This is a genomic window from Nakamurella sp. UYEF19, from assembly GCF_040546275.1.
Taxonomy (GTDB): domain Bacteria; phylum Actinomycetota; class Actinomycetes; order Mycobacteriales; family Nakamurellaceae; genus Nakamurella.
This window is the reverse complement of the sequence record NZ_JBEPNO010000044.1, coordinates 1-19,014: the sequence shown is the minus strand read 5'-3', so window position 1 is coordinate 19,014 and position 19,014 is coordinate 1. Positions and strand designations below refer to the sequence as shown.

Genomic DNA, 19,014 nt, shown 5'->3' with positions numbered 1-19,014 from the left:
CCGGACCTAATCGAAAAGATCGAAGAGTATCTGGCTGCCCACAACAGCAAAGGGATAAAGTTCACCTGGACGGCCACCACGGACCAGATCCTGGCTAAGGTCGCCCGCGGCCGTGTCGCCCTGGCAAAAGTCAGCCAAATTTGAGACACACCACTAGAACCGGAACCGACTCTCGTTAGAGTCGAAAGACTCGAGTAAAAGTCTGGTCAGCAAGGTGCCCAGCCTGCTGGCGGCCACCGGTTCTGTCCACTGACGGCCACGAACTGGCTCATCGCAATCGAAGGTGTAGGCCAAGTCTGAATCCAATGCCGTTCAGTTAAGCGGCTGGTCTGTTGAAGATGTCGATTTCGGGGGCGGAGTCGTATTCGATGATCTTGTGATGGTGGCGTTTAATGTTGGTGTTGCGGATGGTGTTGCGTCGGACGACGCGCGGGCAGGACCGTTGCCGGCGGTGGGGCAGGGTGGCCTGCCCAATGTCGTGGATGGTTTCGCGGTGGGCTGTGTCAAGGGTGGAGGGGGAAAAGGCAGCCTGGTTGAGAACCTGGCTGCGGATGATGTTGATGACCTTGGTGAAGGAGTACCGGGCCGGGGTCCGATCCGAGTTCGTCGGCGGCTTCGGTGATGAACACTTGAGTGGCGTAGTGGGTGATCAGCAGTGACCAGATCTCTTGTTTCACCAGGTCGGGGGTGCGGGAGCGGAGGAGCCGGGTGCGGCTCATCTGGTGGGTTTTGATTTCGTCGAAGACCAGTTCCTGCTCCCACCGCTGTTGATACAGCGCTGCCAGTGATTCGGCTTGGGCGTGCATGTAGTCCAGCAGGGTGGTGATCAACCGGATCGTCTGGGTGGGTCCGCGACCTTTGACCATGTGCTCGATGACTCGGACCGGGATGCGATGGGAGTCGATGTCGGTCGTTGTCCGGCCGAGCTTGACGGCGGCTCTCATCCTCTTCGGCAGCGGCTCGGAGCGGAACGACCCGTCGGGATGTTTTTGCGGTACCGGTAGGTCCAGGGTGTCGGAGATCCGCCACAGCAGGGCGGCACCGTTTTCGGTGGCCGTGTGGAACAGGTCGTAGGAATAGAACCCGCGGTCGGCGAGCACGATCATGTCCGGGGTGAACGCGTAGGACAGCCGGGTGGTCAGTGCCCGCTCGGACGTGGCGATTCCGTCGAATTCGGCGGCGACGCTGGCGTGGGTTCCGCATTCCACCAGCGTGACGATCCTGATCTGGGGGTAGGCATTTTGGTTGTGCTTGCCTGGGCTGGAGTGTCCGAACCGTGCGGCGTTGTCATCGGTGTCCTGGACGTCGATGACGGTGCCGTCGATGGCCATCACCCGCCACTGCTGGTACCAGGCGCCGACGGTGGTCCGGTTGGCGATCGGGACGCAGACCCGGTCGAACAGATCCGCCATCACCTGATGTCCGAGCCGGGTCCTGGCCTGCGAGATCGCCGACGCGGTCGGTATCTTCCACTCGTCCCGCCAGATCCGCAGGCCCCGCAGTCCGTTGGTCAGCTTGCGGATGACCTCCTCGTAGCCGTCGGAGGTGAAAAGGGGCTCTTCAGACTTGGTAGGGGCCGAGATGGCACCGTTGGTCCAGGCGTCTTCGGCGGCCGGTGTTGCGACGACCCAGCGCAAACGGCTGGTGACGCAGCTCCGGCAGGCCGAGGTGGCGAAGGACGTCGAGGGCTGGCTGGCCGACGTCCTCGCGGGCACCCTGTCCGCTCTGCGCGGCCGGGGTTCGGCAACCGCCGCTGACCTCGTCAGGGATGAACCACGCCTCGCCACCATCCTGGATCTTGCGCCGGAGAAGAGCTACGCGACGCCGCAGAAGATCACCAGCCAGGTGCTGACGGTGCTGGCGCTGCAGGGCGACATCGTCCGCGGCCGTGTGCTGGGCGGCTGGACCGCCAACCGCAACGAATGGTGGCCGGCCGCGTCGTGGCTGCCCGGCGGGCTGGGTGATCACGACCCGGCGTCGGCCAGGGTGGAGCTGGTACGGCGCTGGCTGCGGACTTTCGGTCCGGCTCCGATCGCCGATCTGATCTGGTGGACGGGCTGGACCAAGGGGCAGGTGCGCGCCGCGTTGGCCTCCGTGGAGGTTGCGGAGGTGGCGCTGGACGGCCAGGTCGGGCTCGTCCTTGCAGATGACCTCGACGACACTGCGGATCCGGGCCCGGTCGTAGCCCTGCTTCCCGCGCTGGATCCGACACCGATGGGGTGGGTGGACCGCGACTTCTTCCTCGGTGAGCACCGGGCGCCGTTGTTCGACCGGACCGGCAACATCGGGCCGACCATCTTCCTGGAGGGACGAGTGGTCGGCGGTTGGGCGCAGCGGGCTGACGGCGAGATCCGGACCAGACTGCTGCAGGACGTCGGAGCAGGCAACGCCGCCGCCGTCGAGGCCCGGGTCGACGAGCTGAGCCGGTGGCTGGGAGATCTCCGCTTCATCCCGCGCTTCCGCACGCCGCTGGAGCGCGAGCTGACCAGCTGAAACACCTGGACGGGCGCCGCGCGAGCACGGATCAAGCGCTGATCCGAGCACCCGCTGCCTTGCGGGTGGGGCCCTCCGGGAACTGCTCCGGTACCGCCGGAGCGGCGGTACGCAACGCCTTCAGAGCGCCGGAGGAAGCCAGATCGGCCGCCACCAAGGAGTCGTCGACCAGGAATTCACGCGCGGTCGGCAGCACCAGGGTGGCGACCAATCCGCCTCCGTCCCGGGCGCGGAGCTGCAACCGCCCGTGCTGGGCCTGCGCCACCCGCTGCACGATCGATAGTCCCAGCCCGACACCGCGACCCGGTTCACGCTCACGTCGGCTGTCCTCGCCCCGGTAGAACGGCTCGGCCAGCAGTGCCACCTGCTCGTTGGTCAGGTCGATCCCGGGATTACTGACAATCAATCGGATCTCGTCCTCGTCGGCGGCCAGGTTGATCGCGATCGGGCCGCCGTCCGGGTTGTGGCGGACCGCGTTGTCGAGCAGATTGCCGACCGCCTGCTCGACCATGGTGGCGTCGCCGATCACCTCGGCGCAGCAGAGATTCCCCGTCTCGATCCCGAACTCGGCCGCCGCTCGGGCGACCACCTCGGCCAGATCGACCAAGCCCAGATCCCCATCGTCGCCGCGGGCCAGGGTGAGCAACGAGCTGATCAGACGTTCGCTGCGTTCACCGGCCCGGAGCGCCGTCCGGAAGGCCGGCTGCAGATCTGCCGGGACCCGGCCCTGGGCCAGTGGAATCTCCAACGCGGTCCGGGCGGTCGTCAGCGGGGTGCGCAACTCGTGGGAGGCATTGGCGACGAAGCGGTCCTGACCGGCGAACGCTGCTTCCAGCCGGTTGAGCATGGCGTCAATGGTGTCGGCCAGATCCTTGATCTCGTCCGCCGGGCCGGTCAGGTCCAGTCGGCGATGCAGGTCCGACCTGGACAGATCCTTCGCCATCGCGGTGACTTCGCCGATCCGGCGCAACGATCGCCGGACCAACCACCAGGACGCGGCCGCGGCGAACAGGGCGAAGACCACCAGCGCGAGGCCCGACCAGATCAACAGGCCGGTCAACACATCGCCGGCCAGGACCTGCGATTCGCCGGTGTGCCACACCGCGATCGCGGTGGCCGCCGACGAGGTCTGGCTGACGTCCAGCGTCCCCCCGGCGGTCATGGTCATGCCGGGCTGGTCCAGCACCCAGGCCGGAACAACCTGCAGCGGAGCAGCCTGCCCGGACGAGGCAGGGCCGGCCTGACCCCGCACAGCAACCACGGAGGGGCCCAGGCCCGTCGCCGCACCGCCGGTCAGGGTGGTCGTGTAGCCCGCCGCGGCCGGCAGGGTGCTACTTCTGATGGCCTGGTCGAAGAGGCCGGAAACCAGGAAATACACGACCGTCAGCAGAGCGATACCGGCGGCGACGAAGACGGCGGTCATGGTCAGGGCCAACCGTGAACGGAAACTGAGTTGCCCGAGGACGGGTCGAAGATGCATCGCTCAACCGATCCGATAGCCGTGGCCGGGCTCGGTGCCGATGACCGGCGGTTCACCGAGTTTTCGACGGAGCGCGAAAACGACCGCCTTGACCACCGCTCGGGATCGATCGAACGGGTCCTCCCAGATTCGATCCAGTAGTTCAGCCGGTGCAACGATGCCGCCGTCGGCTTCGAGAAGCACCTGCAACACGTCCATCTCCTTCGGCGTCAACCGGATCGGCCGGCCGTCGCGCTCGGCGATACGACGGTCGGTATCCAACCGGACGCCGTGCCGGTCCAGGATCGGGCTGCGCGGAATGGTCCCGAGCCGTCGACCGAGGGCACGGATCCGGGCCAGCAGCTCGAGATAGGCGAACGGCTTGGGCAGGTAGTCGTCCGCGCCCAGATCCAGCCCTCTGACCCGGTCGGCCAGGCTGCCCGCGGCCGTGAGCATCAGGATGCGAGCCGGATATTCGGTGGTCGACAGCGCTCGGCAGACCGCATCCCCATCGAGCACCGGCAGGTCGCGGTCCAGGACGACCACGTCCACGTCATGGTCGCCGGCGAAGGCCAGTGCCGCCGCGCCGTCACCGACGGCGTCGACGATGAAGCCCTCGCCCCGCAGGCCGGCGGTCAGCGTCTCGGCCAGATCAACTTCGTCCTCGACCAGCAGTATCCACATGACATGCACCTTTCGCGCTGGATCCGACCGGACCAGCATCGCCGGGTTCAGGTTAGGAGCGGGTTGGTGTGAATGGAACCTGAAACGAACCGGGACCTGCGTAGACCTTTGCCCAGGCGAACGTCGCCGGGGACCAGCGTCCCGGGAGTGGAAGGACCTGAAGATGGATCGACAGGGAAGATGGATGGGCGGATCGAGTAGTTTGTTGCTCGCGTTGGTGCTGGTCGCCGGATGTTCTGGTGGCGGGTCGTCGCCCGACTCGGTCGCGGCGGCCAGTACGGCCGGCCCACTGGCCGCCTACCGTGACCCGGTCCGGGACCCGGCAGAGGACAAACTGGTGCAGACCGAGGTAGCGGCCTGCATGAAGCGGGCCGGCTTCGGCTATATGCCCTACCTTCCCGCGGCGCAGCGCCAGGTCCTTCCGGTCGGCGACCGCTCGTGGGCCGAGAAGTACGGATACGGGATCAGCACCGAGGTCAACAAGATCACCCCTGAGTCGGATCCGAACTTCGTGATCCGGCAGGGGATGTCGGCTTCCGAACGCAAGGCCTACGACCAGGCGCTGTACGGCGACGGTGGGCTCTTGACCACTGCGAGTGGTCGCTCGGTGTCGATCGGGGGCAACGGTTCCGGTCCGGTTCCGGCCGGTCCGGGCGGGCCCGGCCCGGCTGCCTCCGGGCCGAATCAGCCGGTCCGCCCCGGGTGCTTCGAGTCGGCGTCGACGAAGGTCTTCGGCGCGGCGCCCCGCATCGAGGTCGGCGAGTTCGACGAGTTGTTCAAGGCGATGCAAAAGCTCACGGCAGCCATCGATGTCGATCCCCGGGTGGCACCGAAGGTCACCGCCTGGGCCGGCTGTCTGGCTGACGCCGGGCACCCGGGTCTGAGCAAGATCGAGGACGCCCAGAACTCGATCATGAAGAAGTGGTCCGATTTGAACGGATGGAAGTTCACCCCCGGCTCCGGCGGCAGCGGGGTGTCGATCGCCGCCTTAGGGGCCGTTTCCGCCGACGGCAAGAAACTCGATCCGACGAAGGTCACCGCGCTCCGCCAGGAGGAGATCGCCCTGGCTGTCAAGGATCTGGACTGTCGGGTCGGGTACCAGGTCGTCCATGACCAGGTCCGCGTGGAACTCGAGAGCAAGTTCGTGCAGGACCACAAAGCGGAGTTGGAACGCTACCGCAACTCGATCAACGGGGGCCGATGATGGCTCGGCCCCGGCGCACCATCCTGCTGGTGGCTCTGATTGCCGCGGTCGCCGCCGGCGGCGGACTGGTGGCGACGAATTTCATCGTGTCGCCGGCCGAGGCGGCCGCGCGCACCACGCCCCCGCCGGCCCGCCCGATCACGGTCATGGTGGTCAAGCAGGCCCTCAGTTCGATGATCACCACCCGGGGGGACGTCAGCTCGGCTGATTCCACTTCGATCAGCGTGGCCGCGGGGAGCGGCGCCCCGGGAGTGGTCACCGGGCGGGTCCCGAAGGTGGGCAACGAAGTTCGTGAAGGCACCGTGCTGCTCGAGGTCTCGGGGCGCCCCGTGATCGCCCTGCTCGGGACTGTGCCCGGCTACCGGAGTCTCAGTCCCGGCAGTTCGGGGCAGGACGTGGTCCAACTGCAGAAGGCGCTGGCCCGATTGGGTTTCAACAGTGGTCCGGCCGACGGAAAGTACGACCCCGAGTTGGCGGCCGCGGTAGCCCGCCTCTATCGGTCGGTCGGCTACTCACCGCCAACCGCGGACGTCGAGGCCGCCGGGGCCCTGAAGGCCGCTCGCGGACAACAGGCCGCCGCCCAGCAGGCCCTCTCGTCCGCCGAAGCGGGGCTGCGAGCTGCCGAGAAGGGTGCCACCGACTCGCAGCGGCTGGCGGCCGCCGGCGCCGTTCAATCGGCGGCCGACGCGCTGGAGAAGGCGACCACCACGGGCACCCCACCCGACCAGAGCGCGGTCGAGGCGGCAGCTCGGTCGGTGCAATCGGCGATGACCGCCTTCGACCAGGCCCAGCAGCGCCAGGCCGAGATACGATCGCGCAAACCGCAGGTGGCCGTGGACATCCGGGCTGCCGAGCAGGCAGCGGCGCAGGCCGCCGATCGATTGGCCCAGGCCCAGGCCGCGGCCGCCAAGGCCGCCCGGACCGGACCGCCCGACCAGGCTGCGATCCGGGCCGCCGAGAATCAACTCGAGGTGACACACGCCCAACAGCAGGAACTACTGGCCGGGCCGGATTCCTCCGATGCCCGACGGGCGGTCACGGCTGCCCGCCAACAGTTGACAGCCACCAACGCATCCGTGCGCACCGCCGAGTCGGCGGCCGCGACCCCGCTCCCGCTCAGCGAGGTCACCTTCCTGGCCTCGCTGCCGCGGCGGGTGGACAAGGTGGCCGTGCAGGCGGGATCCACTGTGATGGCTGCGGTGATGTCTCTGTCCAGCAACGGGTTACAGATCCTGGCCACCGTCACCGAAGTCGAGGCCCGCATGCTGAAGCCGGGGATGAGAGCCGCCTTGACCGTCCCGGGTACCGGGACCGCAGGCGCCTCGATCAGCAAGGTCGCCGCTTCCACGACGCAAGCGGACAACAGCTGGCAGGTCTGGTTGACGCCCGACAAACTGACCGCACAGCAGGAGGCTGCGTTGCGAGAAACGAACATCAAAGTCGACATCAAGATCGGCGCGACTGCGGGGGCGGTATTGACGGTGCCCATCGGTGGGCTGTTCTCCGACGCCGCGGGTAACCCGCGTGTCGAGGTGTTGGAAACCAATGGCACCAAACGGTTTCAGCGGGTCCGGGTCGGTCTGGCCGCCCAGGGAAAGGTGGAGATCCATCCGGTCGCCGACGACGGCAAAGACCTGGCTGAGAACGTGCGATCGCTGCAGCCGGGCACTCTCGTAGTGGTCGGCCAATGAGCGCCGGCGAAGAGAATCGCGCACCGATGAGCGCCGCGCCGGTGGTCGAGCTGAGCAACGTCTCGCGGTCGTATCCGGGTCCACCGGAGGTCCGGGCGGTCCACGAGGTGAATCTGCGGATCGACAGAGGTGACTATCTCTCGATTGTCGGGCCGTCCGGGTCGGGCAAGTCGACCCTGTTGCACCTGTTGGGTCTGCTCGACCGGCCGTCGTCGGGCACCTACCGATTGGACGGGATCGACGTGGCCGAATTGAGCCATGCCCGACGATCGACGTTACGCGGCGCCCAGATCGGTTTCGTGTTCCAGGCTTTCCACCTGCTGCCGAGCCGAACCGTGCTGGACAACGTCATGCTCTCGATGTTGTACCAGGGCATTTCGCGGGCCCGGCGCCGGGCGACGGCCGAGATCGCCCTGCAACAGGTAGATCTGGCCGAACGTAGCTCCTTCTTGCCGACCCAGCTGTCCGGCGGCGAGCGGCAGCGGGTTGCCATCGCCCGAGCGCTGGCCGGCCGGCCGTCTCTGCTCCTGGCCGACGAACCGACGGGAAACCTGGACCATCACAACGCAATCGGGGTGATGGATCTGTTCGACGAATTGCACGCGGCCGGCCTCACGCTGGCCGTGATCACGCACGACGACGAGGTAAGCGCTCGAGCCCAACGGCGGGTCCGTATCGCCGACGGCGAGCTGGTGACCCTGTGACCGGGGTCGGTTTGTCGATCCTGGATGCGCCGCCCCCGGACCCGAAGGTCCCTCGGCGACGGGCCCCCCGGCTGCGGCTCGGCGACCTGCTCGATGAAGCGGCGTTGGGCATCGGTTCGCGCCCGGCCCGGCTGATCCTGACGATGGTGGGAACAGTGGCCGGGATTGCCGCTCTGGTAGCGACTCTCGGCCTGGGCCAGACGGCCGGAGGGCAGATCGCCGGCCGGTTCGACGCTGCCGCCGCGACCCGGGTGACGGTGACGATGCCCAAGCCGCCCGGGCCGCCGGGTGGGCAGAACGACGCCGCCGGATTGCCCTGGGACGCCGCCGAACGAGCGCTGCGACTGGCCGGAGTATCGGCGGCCGCGACGGTGAGCGAAGTCGATCTCGGCCAGCACAAGGTCACCGGGGTACCGGTGGTCGACCCCGCCGGGCCGAGCCCGGTCGAGATCCCGGTCTTCGCGGCTTCGCCCGGGTTGTTGACGGCCGAGGATGGACTGCTCTCGACCGGCCGCTTCTTCGACGCCGGTCACAGCGGCCGAGCCGACCGGGTAGTGGTGCTCGGGGCGAACGCCGCCCGCCAACTCGGGATCAACCGCGTCGACTCGCAGCCCAGCATCTTCATCGGCGACCAGGCCTACCTCGTGATCGGAATTCTTTCTGCCGCAGACAGGCGGAGCGAATTGCTGGACGCGGCCATCATTCCGGAGGGAACGGCCGCGGCCGAGTTCGGATTGACCGCGCCCGTGCAGCTCGACGTGCGGACGATGCTGGGCGCCGCCCAGCAGGTGGGTCGACAGGTCGGCGTGGCGATGTCGCCGGCCGATCCGAAAGCGGCCAAGGTGAAGGCGCCGCCGGCCCCGGGAACCTTGGGCGGGGACGTCAGCCAGGACGTCAATGGGTTGTTCCTTGCGTTCGGGGGGGTGGCGCTGATCGTCGGCGGCCTCGGCATCGCCAATGTCACGCTGCTGTCGGTGATGGAACGTACCGGCGAGATCGGTCTGCGCCGAGCGCTGGGCGCCAAACGCCGACATATCACCGGGCAGTTCCTGACCGAGAGTGCCGGTATCGGTCTGATCGGTGGACTGATCGGCGCGGCCGTCGGCATCACCACCGTCCTGGTGGTCTCGCTGACCCGGGGTTGGACGCCTTTGCTCGACACCCGACTGGCGCTGGCCGCACCCGTCATCGGAATCGTCATCGGACTGCTCGCCGGGGCGTATCCCGCCCTCAAGGCAGCCACCATCGAACCCATCACCGCCCTACGGGCGAGCAGTTGATCCGATTGCGGTGCAGCGCCCCCGGAACCGACCGGGCGCTGCCCGACAGCGGGATCAGGCGCTGATCCGGGCCCGCGCGGCCTTGAGGGTGGGGCCCTCCCGGAACTGCTCCGGCACCGCCAGCGCAGCGGTGCGCAACGCCTTCAGGGCGCCGGTCGACGCCAGATCGGTCAGGCCCAGCCCCGGCAACCGGTACAGCCGGCGGGCCCAGGTCGGCAGCAGACCCATGGACAGCGCGGCGAGTCCGCCCCACGCCGGACGGGCGGGGGTCAGCAGTCGGACCCAACCGGGCATCGGCGGCGTCGCCACCGCCCGTGCACCGCGGCGGGCGGATTCGGTGAGCTTCAACTCCGGGCGTACCTGCTCGAAGTACTCGGACAGTTCCGCGCGGGTGGCGGGCACCACCGAGGCCGGCAACCCGACCAGTTCTGCCGATCTGATCTGCTCGCTGACGTAGAGATCGGCCTCGACCTCGGTGAGGTCCAGTCCGCCCCGGACTGCCGTGGAGATCAGCGACTCGACCTCGCAGCAGTGCACCCAGAGGAGCAGGTCCGGACGGTCGACGCGGAACTCCTCGCCCGTGAAAGGGTCGTTGCCGTGCAGCTTACGGTTGATGCCCCGGACCTGTGAACTTGCGCGGTATGTGGTTCTGGCTCAAGTTTCGTGAAGCTGGGTGGGGCTGCCGATCGCGGCGATGATCAAAGTGGAGCTGCTGGGCAGGGGTCGCCCGGTGACATCTTGATCGGTGTTGCAGATGTTGCCGCACGCTACGTGGGGTGTCAGGGATCTCTGTCGGCAGCAGCACCCCAAAGCACCGGCCCCGCCAAGTGGCGGAACACAGGCAGCGACCGGGCCGCGCGTTCTGCGGTGTGCTTCGGGGCGTTGGCATGGTGGGTGACGTGTCGGTGGCTGTCGCCATCGGCAGTGGCAGCGGCCAGCTCTGGTGTGTGTCTTGCCGTGGCCCCGCGGCCAGGCTGGCGTCGACGGTGCGTGGATGATGACGGGCCGCGACGCTCAGGAAAGCAGGATGAGTTTCCGCAGCAGGTCGGGTTTCGCGCGTCCGAACATCTGCATTTTGCGGACCTTGATCTTGTTGACGGTGCCCTCCACCGCGCCGGAGTTGTAGGGCAACGTCAACCCGGCGGTGACGGCCTCGAGGTCACGGCGGCACCCGCGGGTGAATGAGCGCAACGCCGGCAGGTCGTGATCGACGGCGACCATCCACTGGGTGAGTGTGTCCTGGTCGCCGGAAAGGTTCTTGATCATCCGGGCGAAGTCAGCCACATGTTTGACGGCGGCGTTGATCTCGGGGCAACGAGCACGGATCGGCTTCATGCGCGACTCGTCGGCAGGGTCCAGATGCCCGGGCAGGCCGGTGATCCATCCGGTGACCTGCCGAACCGCCGGCGGCCGATGCCGCAACACCTGGGTGAGGGTCGCCTTGTCGCTACGGCGCAGCGGCTCCAAATATCGCTCCAAGGTGTTGTAACTGCCGGTGTAGCCCCGGTTGGCGATCTCGGCGTGCAGCGCGGTCGCATTTCGGGCACCGGCTGTGAGCCGCTGGTGCAGGTAGGGCTTGAACGGGTCGAGTTTGCTGATCCGCACACCACCGGCGATCAACTGCTCGACACTGTCCGCGCGAAGGTAACGGCGGACGGTCTTGATATCCAGCTCGAGCCTGCATGCGATCACCGGCATGGACAGGCCCTGCACCCTGAGCGTACGAACCTCCAAGAACCGCCAGCGGGTGTGCTCGGACCGTGTCGTGCGTGGAAGATCCAACGTTGCCGGTCCTGCCGGCCCGCCGGACCAGTGCTCACGGTCCTCCCGCGGCGCCGGTAATCGGGCGGGCTCGATCAGGCAGGTGTGGTGCGCGGCGACCAGCTTGTTCACGTGCTGACACAGGTTGTCCCACAAGTGCCACCGGTCAGCCACTTGCAGCGCCTGCGGTGCACCGTCGCGGGCACCGTCGGCGTAACCGCCGGCGCGGTCCCGGCAGATGAACTCGACGCCGGGATGGGCCCGGAGCCAGTCGGCGAAATCCTCAGCGCCCCGACCGTCCAGGACGTCCACCGGCCGATTCCCGTGGCTCAGGTCGACCAGCACCGTCCCGTAGTTTCGTCCGCGACGCACGGCGAATTCATCGACTCCCAGCACCGTCACCGACCCGATCGGCGGGTCCGGTAGGCCGCGGATCAGGCGCAGCAGCGTGGAGCGGCTGACCGGCATCCCCATCGAGGTCGCCAACCTTGACCCGGCCCGCCCGGCCAGCGCGAGTGCGAGGGGTACGAGGGCATCCTGCAGGCCAGGGGTGCGCCGCGCGTGCTGCTCGGTCAGACCCGGGATCTGTTCGACGAACGTTGCGGTGCGGCAGTCATCCTGATCACAGAAGAACCTGCGCGCCGTCAGCCACAGCACCGTCGACTGCCCGGCGACCGGCAGATCCGCCAACCGGCGGTGGTAGTGACTGTGCACTCGCTTGGAGATATGCGCGCACCGGCTGCATCGCGCTGCCCGGGCCCTCGGATGAGCGGAGATCCGAACCACCCCGTCGACCCTGCAGATGTCATCGACCACCACCGGCGACAGCTGCGGAAGCAGAACCCGGCAACAACTGCAGTCGACAGCCATACTCCAGGTCATCACAATCCTGGTTCGAGTGACGGCCGCCCTGCAACGATCCCGTCCTCCCGCCCACCACGAGCGGGAACACTCCGCGCCGACCCGAGGGTCGCTGTTCGCCGCGATCGGCACCCCCACCACCTTCACGAAACTTGAGCCAGAACCAAATAAAACGCCAATTCACAGCCAGGACCAACAAGCTGGAGCGGGACTGACCGGGTACAGGTCGATGTATGCACCCCGACCCCCAGATTGGACATCTTCTACCTTTACCTAACGATTACAACCATGACGGGGTGACCCGGGTTCTGGGATAGGTTGCGTCGCAACGGTTTACGGCGAGCATAAGCCTGAGGGCTCCGGGTCGAGCCGATCACAGTCTGGTTACGATCGACCGCTTTCTGGTACTTGTGGGCAGCTAATTCCGGCCGGTTGTGGTGTGCTCCGAGTCCGGCAGTTGAATGTCGGATCAGCTGCCCAGCCCTGGATTCGTCTTCTGGACTGCTTTCGTGCCAACCCTTTTGGAGTTCTCCCTGTGCTGAGCCGTATCGTTTCGCCGCGCCTGCGTGTCCTGCTGCGGCGTCTGGGTTCCCGTGGCGTTTCGACGACGACGGCGGTGGCGTTGGTCGCCGGGTTGTTGACGGTGTCTGCGGGTGTGTCGGTGGTGACGGCTCCGGCTGTCCGGGCGGCGGTGCCGGCGGCGACGGGGCCGGCGGCGACGGGTACGGCGGGTCAGTTGGTGCCGGTCCAGTACCGGGCGCTGGACACCCGTGACAGCGCGCCGTTGACGGCGGATGCGTGGAGGACGGTGAGCATCGCCGGTGTCGGCGGGATTCCCGGTTCCGGGGTGGCCTCGGTGCAGGTCACCGTGACGGTGATCAACCCTGCGGCGGCCGGCAATGCTTATGTGGCTCCGGATGGCTTCAGCGGAACAGCAACGACGGCGTTGATCTACCGGGCGTTCTCGGCTGGTACGACGTCGGCGACGACGATCAGCTCGGTGGCGGCCAACGGCGACATCCAGGTGAAGACCACCACTTCAGTGGATGTGATCCTGGACGTCCAGGGTTACTACACCGCCGGTGACGGAACACCCGCGCCGGGCGGTTACGTGCCGGTCCAGCCCACCCGCATCGTCGACACCCGCACAGGTCTTGGTGTCGGTGGGACTGCAGCAAAGCTGGTGCAGGGCACCCCGAAAAACCTGCAGGTCGGCGGCGTCGGTGGGGTGCCGGTCGGTGCCTCGGCGGTGTTCGCGCTGCTTACCCCGATCTCCACCTCCACCACTGGTGGCTATCTGACCACCTACCCCACGGGAACCAGCGCAACTGGTACGTCGCTGAATTACATGCCGAACGCGGCGACCGTGATCGGCAGCATCCTGGACGTGTCGGCATCGGGGGCGGTCACCGTCAATGTGCTTTCCGGCGGCAACGTCGATTTCATCGTCGACATCCTCGGGTATTACACCGCTACCCCGGGCACCACCGGCGCGTTCACCCCCGCCGCGACCCGCGTCTACGACTCGCGGATCTCGCCGCGGGTGGCGATTCCCGGTTCGGGGACGATCACCGTGCCGCTGGCCGGGGTGGCCGGCGTACCAGCCGCCGGGTCGGGTATCAGCGGCATCGCGGTCAACATCCAGGCGCAGAACGGCAGCACCGGCGCCGCCGGATACCTGTTGGCCTGGGGAGCCGATCAGGTCAAACCGGGAGTGGCGTCGGTCGGGTTCCCGGCGGGCACGTCGATCCGCAACAACCTGATCGTGGTGCGCCCCGGAGCCGACGGGCAGATCAAGATCTTCAACTCGGCCACCACCGCCGCCCACGTCATCCTGGACGTCGTCGGCTGGTACTCCAACGTCGGGACCGCCGTTCCTGCGGGGCAGAGCCGCACCCAGAAGCGGATCACCTTGCAGGCCGCCGCCGGCGGCGGCGGTGCTTGGGTGAACTACCAATACCGCCGGGGCATCACCGGGTCCTTCACCGCCGTGCCCGTCGTCGACGTCACCGTGCCGGGCACCACCACCCACTCCGGTGGATGGCCGGTCACCACCAGCGGCGGGCAGTTCAGCCCCTACACCTGGGACCTGGCCGCGACGGTCGGCGGCGGCGACCAGCTGGTACAGGTGCAGGCCTGCTACGGCTCCAGCAGCGCCGACACCAACCCGGTCTGTTCGATGCCGTCGAATGTGCAGTTGGCCGCCCACGCGTTCGGCGCCTCCTACGCCACCACCGACATCGGGCCGGGCACGGTGGCCCAGCTGACCGGCGACCTGCAGGTCTCCGAAACCGACGTCACCGTCGCCTCTGCCCTGGGTTCGCTGACCGTCGGTCGTAAGTTCACCACGCTGGCACCCACAGGCGAGCAGAGCGGCGCAGCCGGAGTATTCGGCCCGGGCTGGACCGGCGCGTTCCCCGGCCCCGACGCCGGCAACGCCGACCTGGCCGTCACCGACCAGACCGCCACCGACGGCTACCTGCTGTTCACTGCCCCCGACGGCGCAGTGTCGGCCTACCAGGCCACCTCGGACACCACCACCTACCCGGTGACTTTCAGCGGGATCGACGACGGCGCCGCCGACGGTGCGAGCGTCACCAAGGACAGCGCCACCCAGATCACCCTGACCGACGACGCCGGCACCGCGACCTACTGGACGAAAACCGGTGCAACGTGGGCAGTGTCCAGTGTCAAGGAGACCGGATCGGCGACCGCGACCACCTACACCCGGGACGTGACCGGCCGGATCACCCGCATCCTGGCCGCCACCCCCAGCGGGATTTCCTGCACCACCCCGGACACCACCCCCGGATGCCGGTCCCTGACGTTCAGCTACATCACCATGACCGTCGCCGGAGCGTCGGTGACCCGGCTCGCCGGGGTGAACCTGGTCGCCTACGACCCGGCCGCCGCTGCGATGAGCACCATCGCCGTCGCCGCCTACGCCTACAACACCGCGGGCCGGCTGACGCAGGCGTGGGACCCGCGGATCTCCCCAAGCCTGAAGACGGGCTACGGCTACAACAGCAACGGTCGACTGGCCACCCTCACCCCACCGGGCCTGGCCGCATGGACCCTTGGCTACGACTCGTCCGGACGGCTGACCACCGCATCACAGCCGGACCCGTCCGGGTCCACCGCCACCTCGACCGTCATCTACGACGTACCGTTCACCGGCGCCGGCGCGCCGGTGGACGTCGGCGCGACCCAGACCGCGACCTGGGGACAGACCAGCAACCTGGTCGCGTCCGGCACCGCGGTGTTCGAACCCAGCCGGGTCCCCGCCGCCGCGCCGACATCAGCGGACTGGCCCTGGGCGGATCTCACCTTCCTGGATGTCAACGGCCGCACCGTGAACACCGCCAGCTTCGGCGCCGCGACCTGGCGACTGGACTCCACCCAGTACGACATCAACGGCAACGTGGTGCGGGCGCTGACCGCCGGGAACCTGGCCCAGTCGCAGTCCACCACCACCGACACCGACCCGGTGGCCGTCGCGGCCCCGACCACCGCGGCCAGAGCGAACCTGTTAGCCACCAACACTATCTACAACCCGCTCGACCCGTCCCAGGTCACCGACACGTTCGGCCCGATCCACCCCGTCACACTCACCAGCGGCGCCCTGGTACACGCCCGCTCGCACACCTTCACCGCCTACGACGAAGGCGCACCGGCCGACGGCGTCACCTACGCCTTGCCGACCACGATGATCTCCTCCGCGCAGGACACCAGCGGGGTCGACCGGGACCAGGTCACTACCCGCACCGGCTACGCCGCCATCACCGCCGGTGACATCACCGGCTGGTCACTGCGCATGCCGACCAGCATCACCGCGCAGATGAGCGCCGCACCCTCTGCCGCGGACCTGGTCACCACCACCCGACACAACTCGGCCGGGCAGGTCATCGAGCAGCGCCTTCCTGCCGGCAACGGAAGCGATGCCCGCTCCACCCTCACCAGCTACTACACGGCCACCGGCACCGGCACGTGCGTCTCACCCGGATTGGCTGGGCTGGTCTGCAGCAGCGGCCCCGCCGCCCAGCCCAGCACCGGCAATCCGCTGCCGGTGACCACCAGCACCTACAACATCTACAACCAACCCCTTGCCGTCACCGCAACCGCCGGCAGCACCGTCCGCACCACCACCACCACCTACGACGCCGCCGGCCGCGGCGCTACCGTGAACACCACCGTCACCCCGACCGCGGCGGGAGGTACCGCCATCCCCACTGTCACCACCGCCTACGGCCTCAACACCGGGCTGATCAAAACCGTCTCCGCCGGCGGGAAGACCCTGACCACCACCTACGACACCCTGGGCCGGCAGATCACCTACACCGACGCCGCCGGCACCGTCTCGACCACCACCTACGACCTCGCCGGCCGGGTAGCGACCACCGACGACGGCAAAGGCACCGTCGCGTCCACCTACGACACCGCCGACGAGCACCGCAATGTCGTCACCACCCAGAACATCGGGGTCGGTTCCGCGCCGGGCACGTTCACCGCCACCTACGACCCCGACGGGAACCTGCAGACCCAGACCTACCCCAACGGACTTCTCGCCACCCACCGCTACGACAACACCGGCGAACCCATCGCTTTGACCTACACCAAATCCGGATCGACGTGGCTGGACTTCACCGCCGCCGTCGACGCCCAAGGCCGCACCGTCGCCCAAACCAGCCCACAATCGGCGCAGACCTACACCTTCGACGCGGCCGGACGCCTCACCAAGGTCACCGACAACGCCAAAGCAACCAGCGCAGCGACCACCTCCACCTGTGTCACCCGGACCTACACCTTCGACGCCAACTCCAACCGCACCGCCCTGGCCAGCTACCCCGACGGCGGCGGCAACCCCGCCGGCAACTGCAGCATCTCCACCACCGCGACCACACTCACCTCGACCTACGACCAGGCCGACCGGCTCACCAACACCGGCTACAGCTACGACACGTTGGGCCGCACCACCACCGTCCCCACCGTCGACGCCAAAGGCATCGGAACCTCCGCCGCCATCACCGGCAACCTCACCGTCGGCTACCACAGCAACGACCTGGTCGCCACCCAAACCCAAGGCGGCCAGACCCGCACCTATACCCTGGACCCCCGCCAGGACCGCATCAACACCACTACCACCGGCAGCGTGACCAACACCAACCACTACGACTCCGACAGCGACTCACCGTCCTGGACGGCCACCGGCGCCATTTGGACCCGCAACATCACCGGCCCCGACGGCAACCTCGCCGCCACCGACACCGACACCGGTGTCGTCACCCTGCAACTGAGCAACCTGCACGGCGACATCATCGCCACCGCCGACAACACCACCACCGCCACCGGTGTCGGTAACTACTTCGAAGCCACCGAATACGGCATCCCCCGCAACCCCGCGGCCACCCCCGACCTCTACTCCTGGGTCGGCGGCAAACAACGCTCCACCGCCACCTTCGGCGGCCTCACTCTCATGGGCGTCCGCCTTTACAACCCCACCACCGGCCGATTCCTGTCCGTCGACCCCGTCTATGGCGGAAACCCCAACGCTTACATCTACCCTGTAGACCCCATCGACCAATACGACCTCAACGGCAAATGGGGCTGGGGATGGGCGAAGAAGGCCTGGCGGTCCACCAAGAACTTCTACAACCGACACAAGACTGCTATCAACGTTGTCCTGACGGTGGCATCGTTCATCCCGGGAGTAGGAGCCGGAGTGGTAGTCGCTCGGACTACCCTTGCTGCGCGCGCAGCCTACGGAAGTTATAGGGCGAAACGCATTTTTAGAGCCGAACGGGCGGTCATCAACCGCATTAAGATTGGATACCAAAGCGGCTGGGTATCGAAGGCAGCAGCCTCGTTCGGCAAGAGGGACCATTATGGACGGCACTGATCCGCGGCTGGAATTGATGGATGATGACGACCCGTTGACGCGATGGCCGACTGAATTCTTTACCGGTCTGACGGTTGACATGATCGCCGAGCTGCGCCGCCTGTCGAAGTGGCGTTTCATCGGACCAACTGAATTCACGCTCGCCCGCGAATACGAAGAACGATCCTTGTCCCGGGGGCCTGTGCGAGCAGTTCTTCCTGGATCCTGCAAACCAGGAATTCGCCTCGGTATCCTCGTTGTTACCGACGAGGACGTAGTGGCATATGGATACGGCCCCGGAGATACAAAGGAATCTGTAGTCGTCGCTAAGGAGTGGATCTCGAGCATTGATCTTCGTTGGCGATCAGTATCCGGCCGTTTGACAATTCACTTGCATGACAGCGGTGGTCGACACGAGAGCAGAATTAAATTAGAAGGAATCCTGGCAACGGCGGAAACGGCGGAACGCTGGCGATCTGCTGCCCTGAGCTGACGTGATTTCAGCTATCCCTAAATCCGGATGCGCCGTCTGACCAGGTTCTCGGCGAGTCGGGGTGCGGGAAGGCCCCCTCAAGGCAGGAGGATCGGACTTCTCTACGGTTCGATTGGTCCAGTCTGAAAAAGCATCCCGCGGATGCAACTATCTCATGGTGGCGCCGCGGGGCGCTGTTGTTCGAGTGGGGGTGAAAGACCACCACCGCCGACCTTGTCGTAGCAGGGCGGTGTAGCTGAGGGCAGCCTGTCCCGGGAGGTGCCGGGCATGGGTGGGAGTAGCCCTGACAAAGCCGGGACGTGTCAGCACTGCCAGATGGTGCGGGTCCTGCGAGCAATGATGGAAAGGAGGTAACTGGTCAGGGGTAGCCGGGTAGCCAGGGGTTTCTGCTGGTCAGCTGGGTGAGGGCGGCGGGGGCTGTGATGCCGTTTTTGGCGCATGTTTGTAGGTAGGAGCGCAGATCGGCGAAGTGTTGGGCTCCTTTCTGGGTGCGCATGGTGCCCGATATT

General features: G+C 67.2%; 11 protein-coding genes and 2 pseudogenes. 8 read left to right on the top strand and 5 right to left on the bottom strand.

Annotated features, from left to right (window positions below; translation table 11 throughout):
* Positions 1 to 144 (top strand): annotated as a pseudogene (locus ABIB25_RS28360) (IS630 family transposase); the annotation flags it as partial.
* Between the two features lie 359 nt (positions 145 to 503).
* Here ABIB25_RS28360 and ABIB25_RS28355 read toward each other — a convergent pair.
* Positions 504 to 1,637: an IS4 family transposase gene (locus ABIB25_RS28355; RefSeq protein WP_354531862.1), complete on the bottom strand. Its 1,134-nt coding sequence runs from the start codon at positions 1,635 to 1,637 to the stop codon at positions 504 to 506.
* Here ABIB25_RS28355 and ABIB25_RS28350 point away from each other — a divergent pair.
* Positions 1,582 to 2,493 carry a winged helix DNA-binding domain-containing protein gene (locus ABIB25_RS28350; RefSeq protein WP_354531861.1) on the top strand — a complete coding sequence of 304 codons (912 nt, stop codon included), beginning with the start codon at positions 1,582 to 1,584 and terminating at the stop codon, positions 2,491 to 2,493. The genes ABIB25_RS28355 and ABIB25_RS28350 overlap by 56 nt on opposite strands.
* A gap of 31 nt (positions 2,494 to 2,524) precedes the next feature.
* On the opposite strand, the gene ABIB25_RS28345 is transcribed toward ABIB25_RS28350, so the two are convergent.
* Together ABIB25_RS28345 and ABIB25_RS28340 are read right to left on the bottom strand one after the other, a co-directional pair.
* Entirely contained in the window at positions 2,525 to 3,916 is a 1,392-nt protein-coding gene (locus ABIB25_RS28345; RefSeq protein ID WP_354531860.1) for a sensor histidine kinase, read from the bottom strand.
* A gap of 60 nt (positions 3,917 to 3,976) precedes the next feature.
* Entirely contained in the window at positions 3,977 to 4,636 is a 660-nt protein-coding gene (locus ABIB25_RS28340; RefSeq protein WP_354531859.1) for a response regulator transcription factor, read from the bottom strand.
* A gap of 163 nt (positions 4,637 to 4,799) precedes the next feature.
* Here ABIB25_RS28340 and ABIB25_RS28335 point away from each other — a divergent pair, with 163 nt between their 5' ends.
* From ABIB25_RS28335 to ABIB25_RS28320, 4 genes are read left to right on the top strand one after another with little or no spacing between them, the layout of a single operon-like run.
* Entirely contained in the window at positions 4,800 to 5,840 is a 1,041-nt protein-coding gene (locus ABIB25_RS28335; RefSeq protein ID WP_354531858.1) for a hypothetical protein, read from the top strand.
* Positions 5,841 to 5,869: 29 nt separating this feature from the next.
* Entirely contained in the window at positions 5,870 to 7,531 is a 1,662-nt protein-coding gene (locus ABIB25_RS28330) for a peptidoglycan-binding protein (RefSeq protein ID WP_354531857.1), read from the top strand.
* A 26-nt stretch (positions 7,532 to 7,557) separates the two neighbouring features.
* A complete protein-coding gene (locus ABIB25_RS28325) occupies positions 7,558 to 8,235 on the top strand; it encodes an ABC transporter ATP-binding protein (protein ID WP_354531856.1) in 678 nt (225 codons plus the stop codon).
* Positions 8,232 to 9,515: an ABC transporter permease gene (locus ABIB25_RS28320; protein ID WP_354531855.1), complete on the top strand. Its 1,284-nt coding sequence runs from the start codon at positions 8,232 to 8,234 to the stop codon at positions 9,513 to 9,515. The genes ABIB25_RS28325 and ABIB25_RS28320 overlap by 4 nt, the downstream gene beginning before the upstream one ends.
* A gap of 54 nt (positions 9,516 to 9,569) precedes the next feature.
* Here ABIB25_RS28320 and ABIB25_RS28315 read toward each other — a convergent pair.
* Positions 9,570 to 10,145, bottom strand: a pseudogene (locus tag ABIB25_RS28315) (oxygenase MpaB family protein); the annotation flags it as partial.
* Positions 10,146 to 10,529: 384 nt separating this feature from the next.
* Positions 10,530 to 12,146 carry an ISL3 family transposase gene (locus tag ABIB25_RS28310; protein ID WP_354531863.1) on the bottom strand — a complete coding sequence of 539 codons (1,617 nt, stop codon included), beginning with the start codon at positions 12,144 to 12,146 and terminating at the stop codon, positions 10,530 to 10,532.
* A gap of 526 nt (positions 12,147 to 12,672) precedes the next feature.
* Between ABIB25_RS28310 and ABIB25_RS28305 the strand changes: the two genes are divergently transcribed.
* Positions 12,673 to 18,033 carry an RHS repeat-associated core domain-containing protein gene (locus ABIB25_RS28305; RefSeq protein ID WP_354531854.1) on the top strand — a complete coding sequence of 1,787 codons (5,361 nt, stop codon included), beginning with the start codon at positions 12,673 to 12,675 and terminating at the stop codon, positions 18,031 to 18,033.
* Complete coding sequence (locus ABIB25_RS28300; RefSeq protein WP_354531853.1) at positions 18,020 to 18,505, top strand: hypothetical protein; 486 nt, start codon at positions 18,020 to 18,022, stop codon at positions 18,503 to 18,505. The genes ABIB25_RS28305 and ABIB25_RS28300 overlap by 14 nt, the downstream gene beginning before the upstream one ends.
* Positions 18,506 to 19,014: the final 509 nt, after the last annotated feature.

What these genes read in the sequence shown, in the direction of transcription:
- ABIB25_RS28340 (WP_354531859.1), bottom strand. Translation starts at nt 4,636, where the DNA reads ATGTGGATACTGCTGGTCGAGGACGAAGTTGATCTGGCCGAGACGCTG.
- ABIB25_RS28345 (WP_354531860.1), bottom strand. Translation starts at nt 3,916, where the DNA reads ATGACCGCCGTCTTCGTCGCCGCCGGTATCGCTCTGCTGACGGTCGTG.
- ABIB25_RS28325 (WP_354531856.1), top strand. Translation starts at nt 7,558, where the DNA reads ATGAGCGCCGCGCCGGTGGTCGAGCTGAGCAACGTCTCGCGGTCGTAT.
- ABIB25_RS28350 (WP_354531861.1), top strand. Translation starts at nt 1,582, where the DNA reads ATGGCACCGTTGGTCCAGGCGTCTTCGGCGGCCGGTGTTGCGACGACC.
- ABIB25_RS28310 (WP_354531863.1), bottom strand. Translation starts at nt 12,146, where the DNA reads ATGGCTGTCGACTGCAGTTGTTGCCGGGTTCTGCTTCCGCAGCTGTCG.
- ABIB25_RS28335 (WP_354531858.1), top strand. Translation starts at nt 4,800, where the DNA reads ATGGATCGACAGGGAAGATGGATGGGCGGATCGAGTAGTTTGTTGCTC.
- ABIB25_RS28300 (WP_354531853.1), top strand. Translation starts at nt 18,020, where the DNA reads ATGGACGGCACTGATCCGCGGCTGGAATTGATGGATGATGACGACCCG.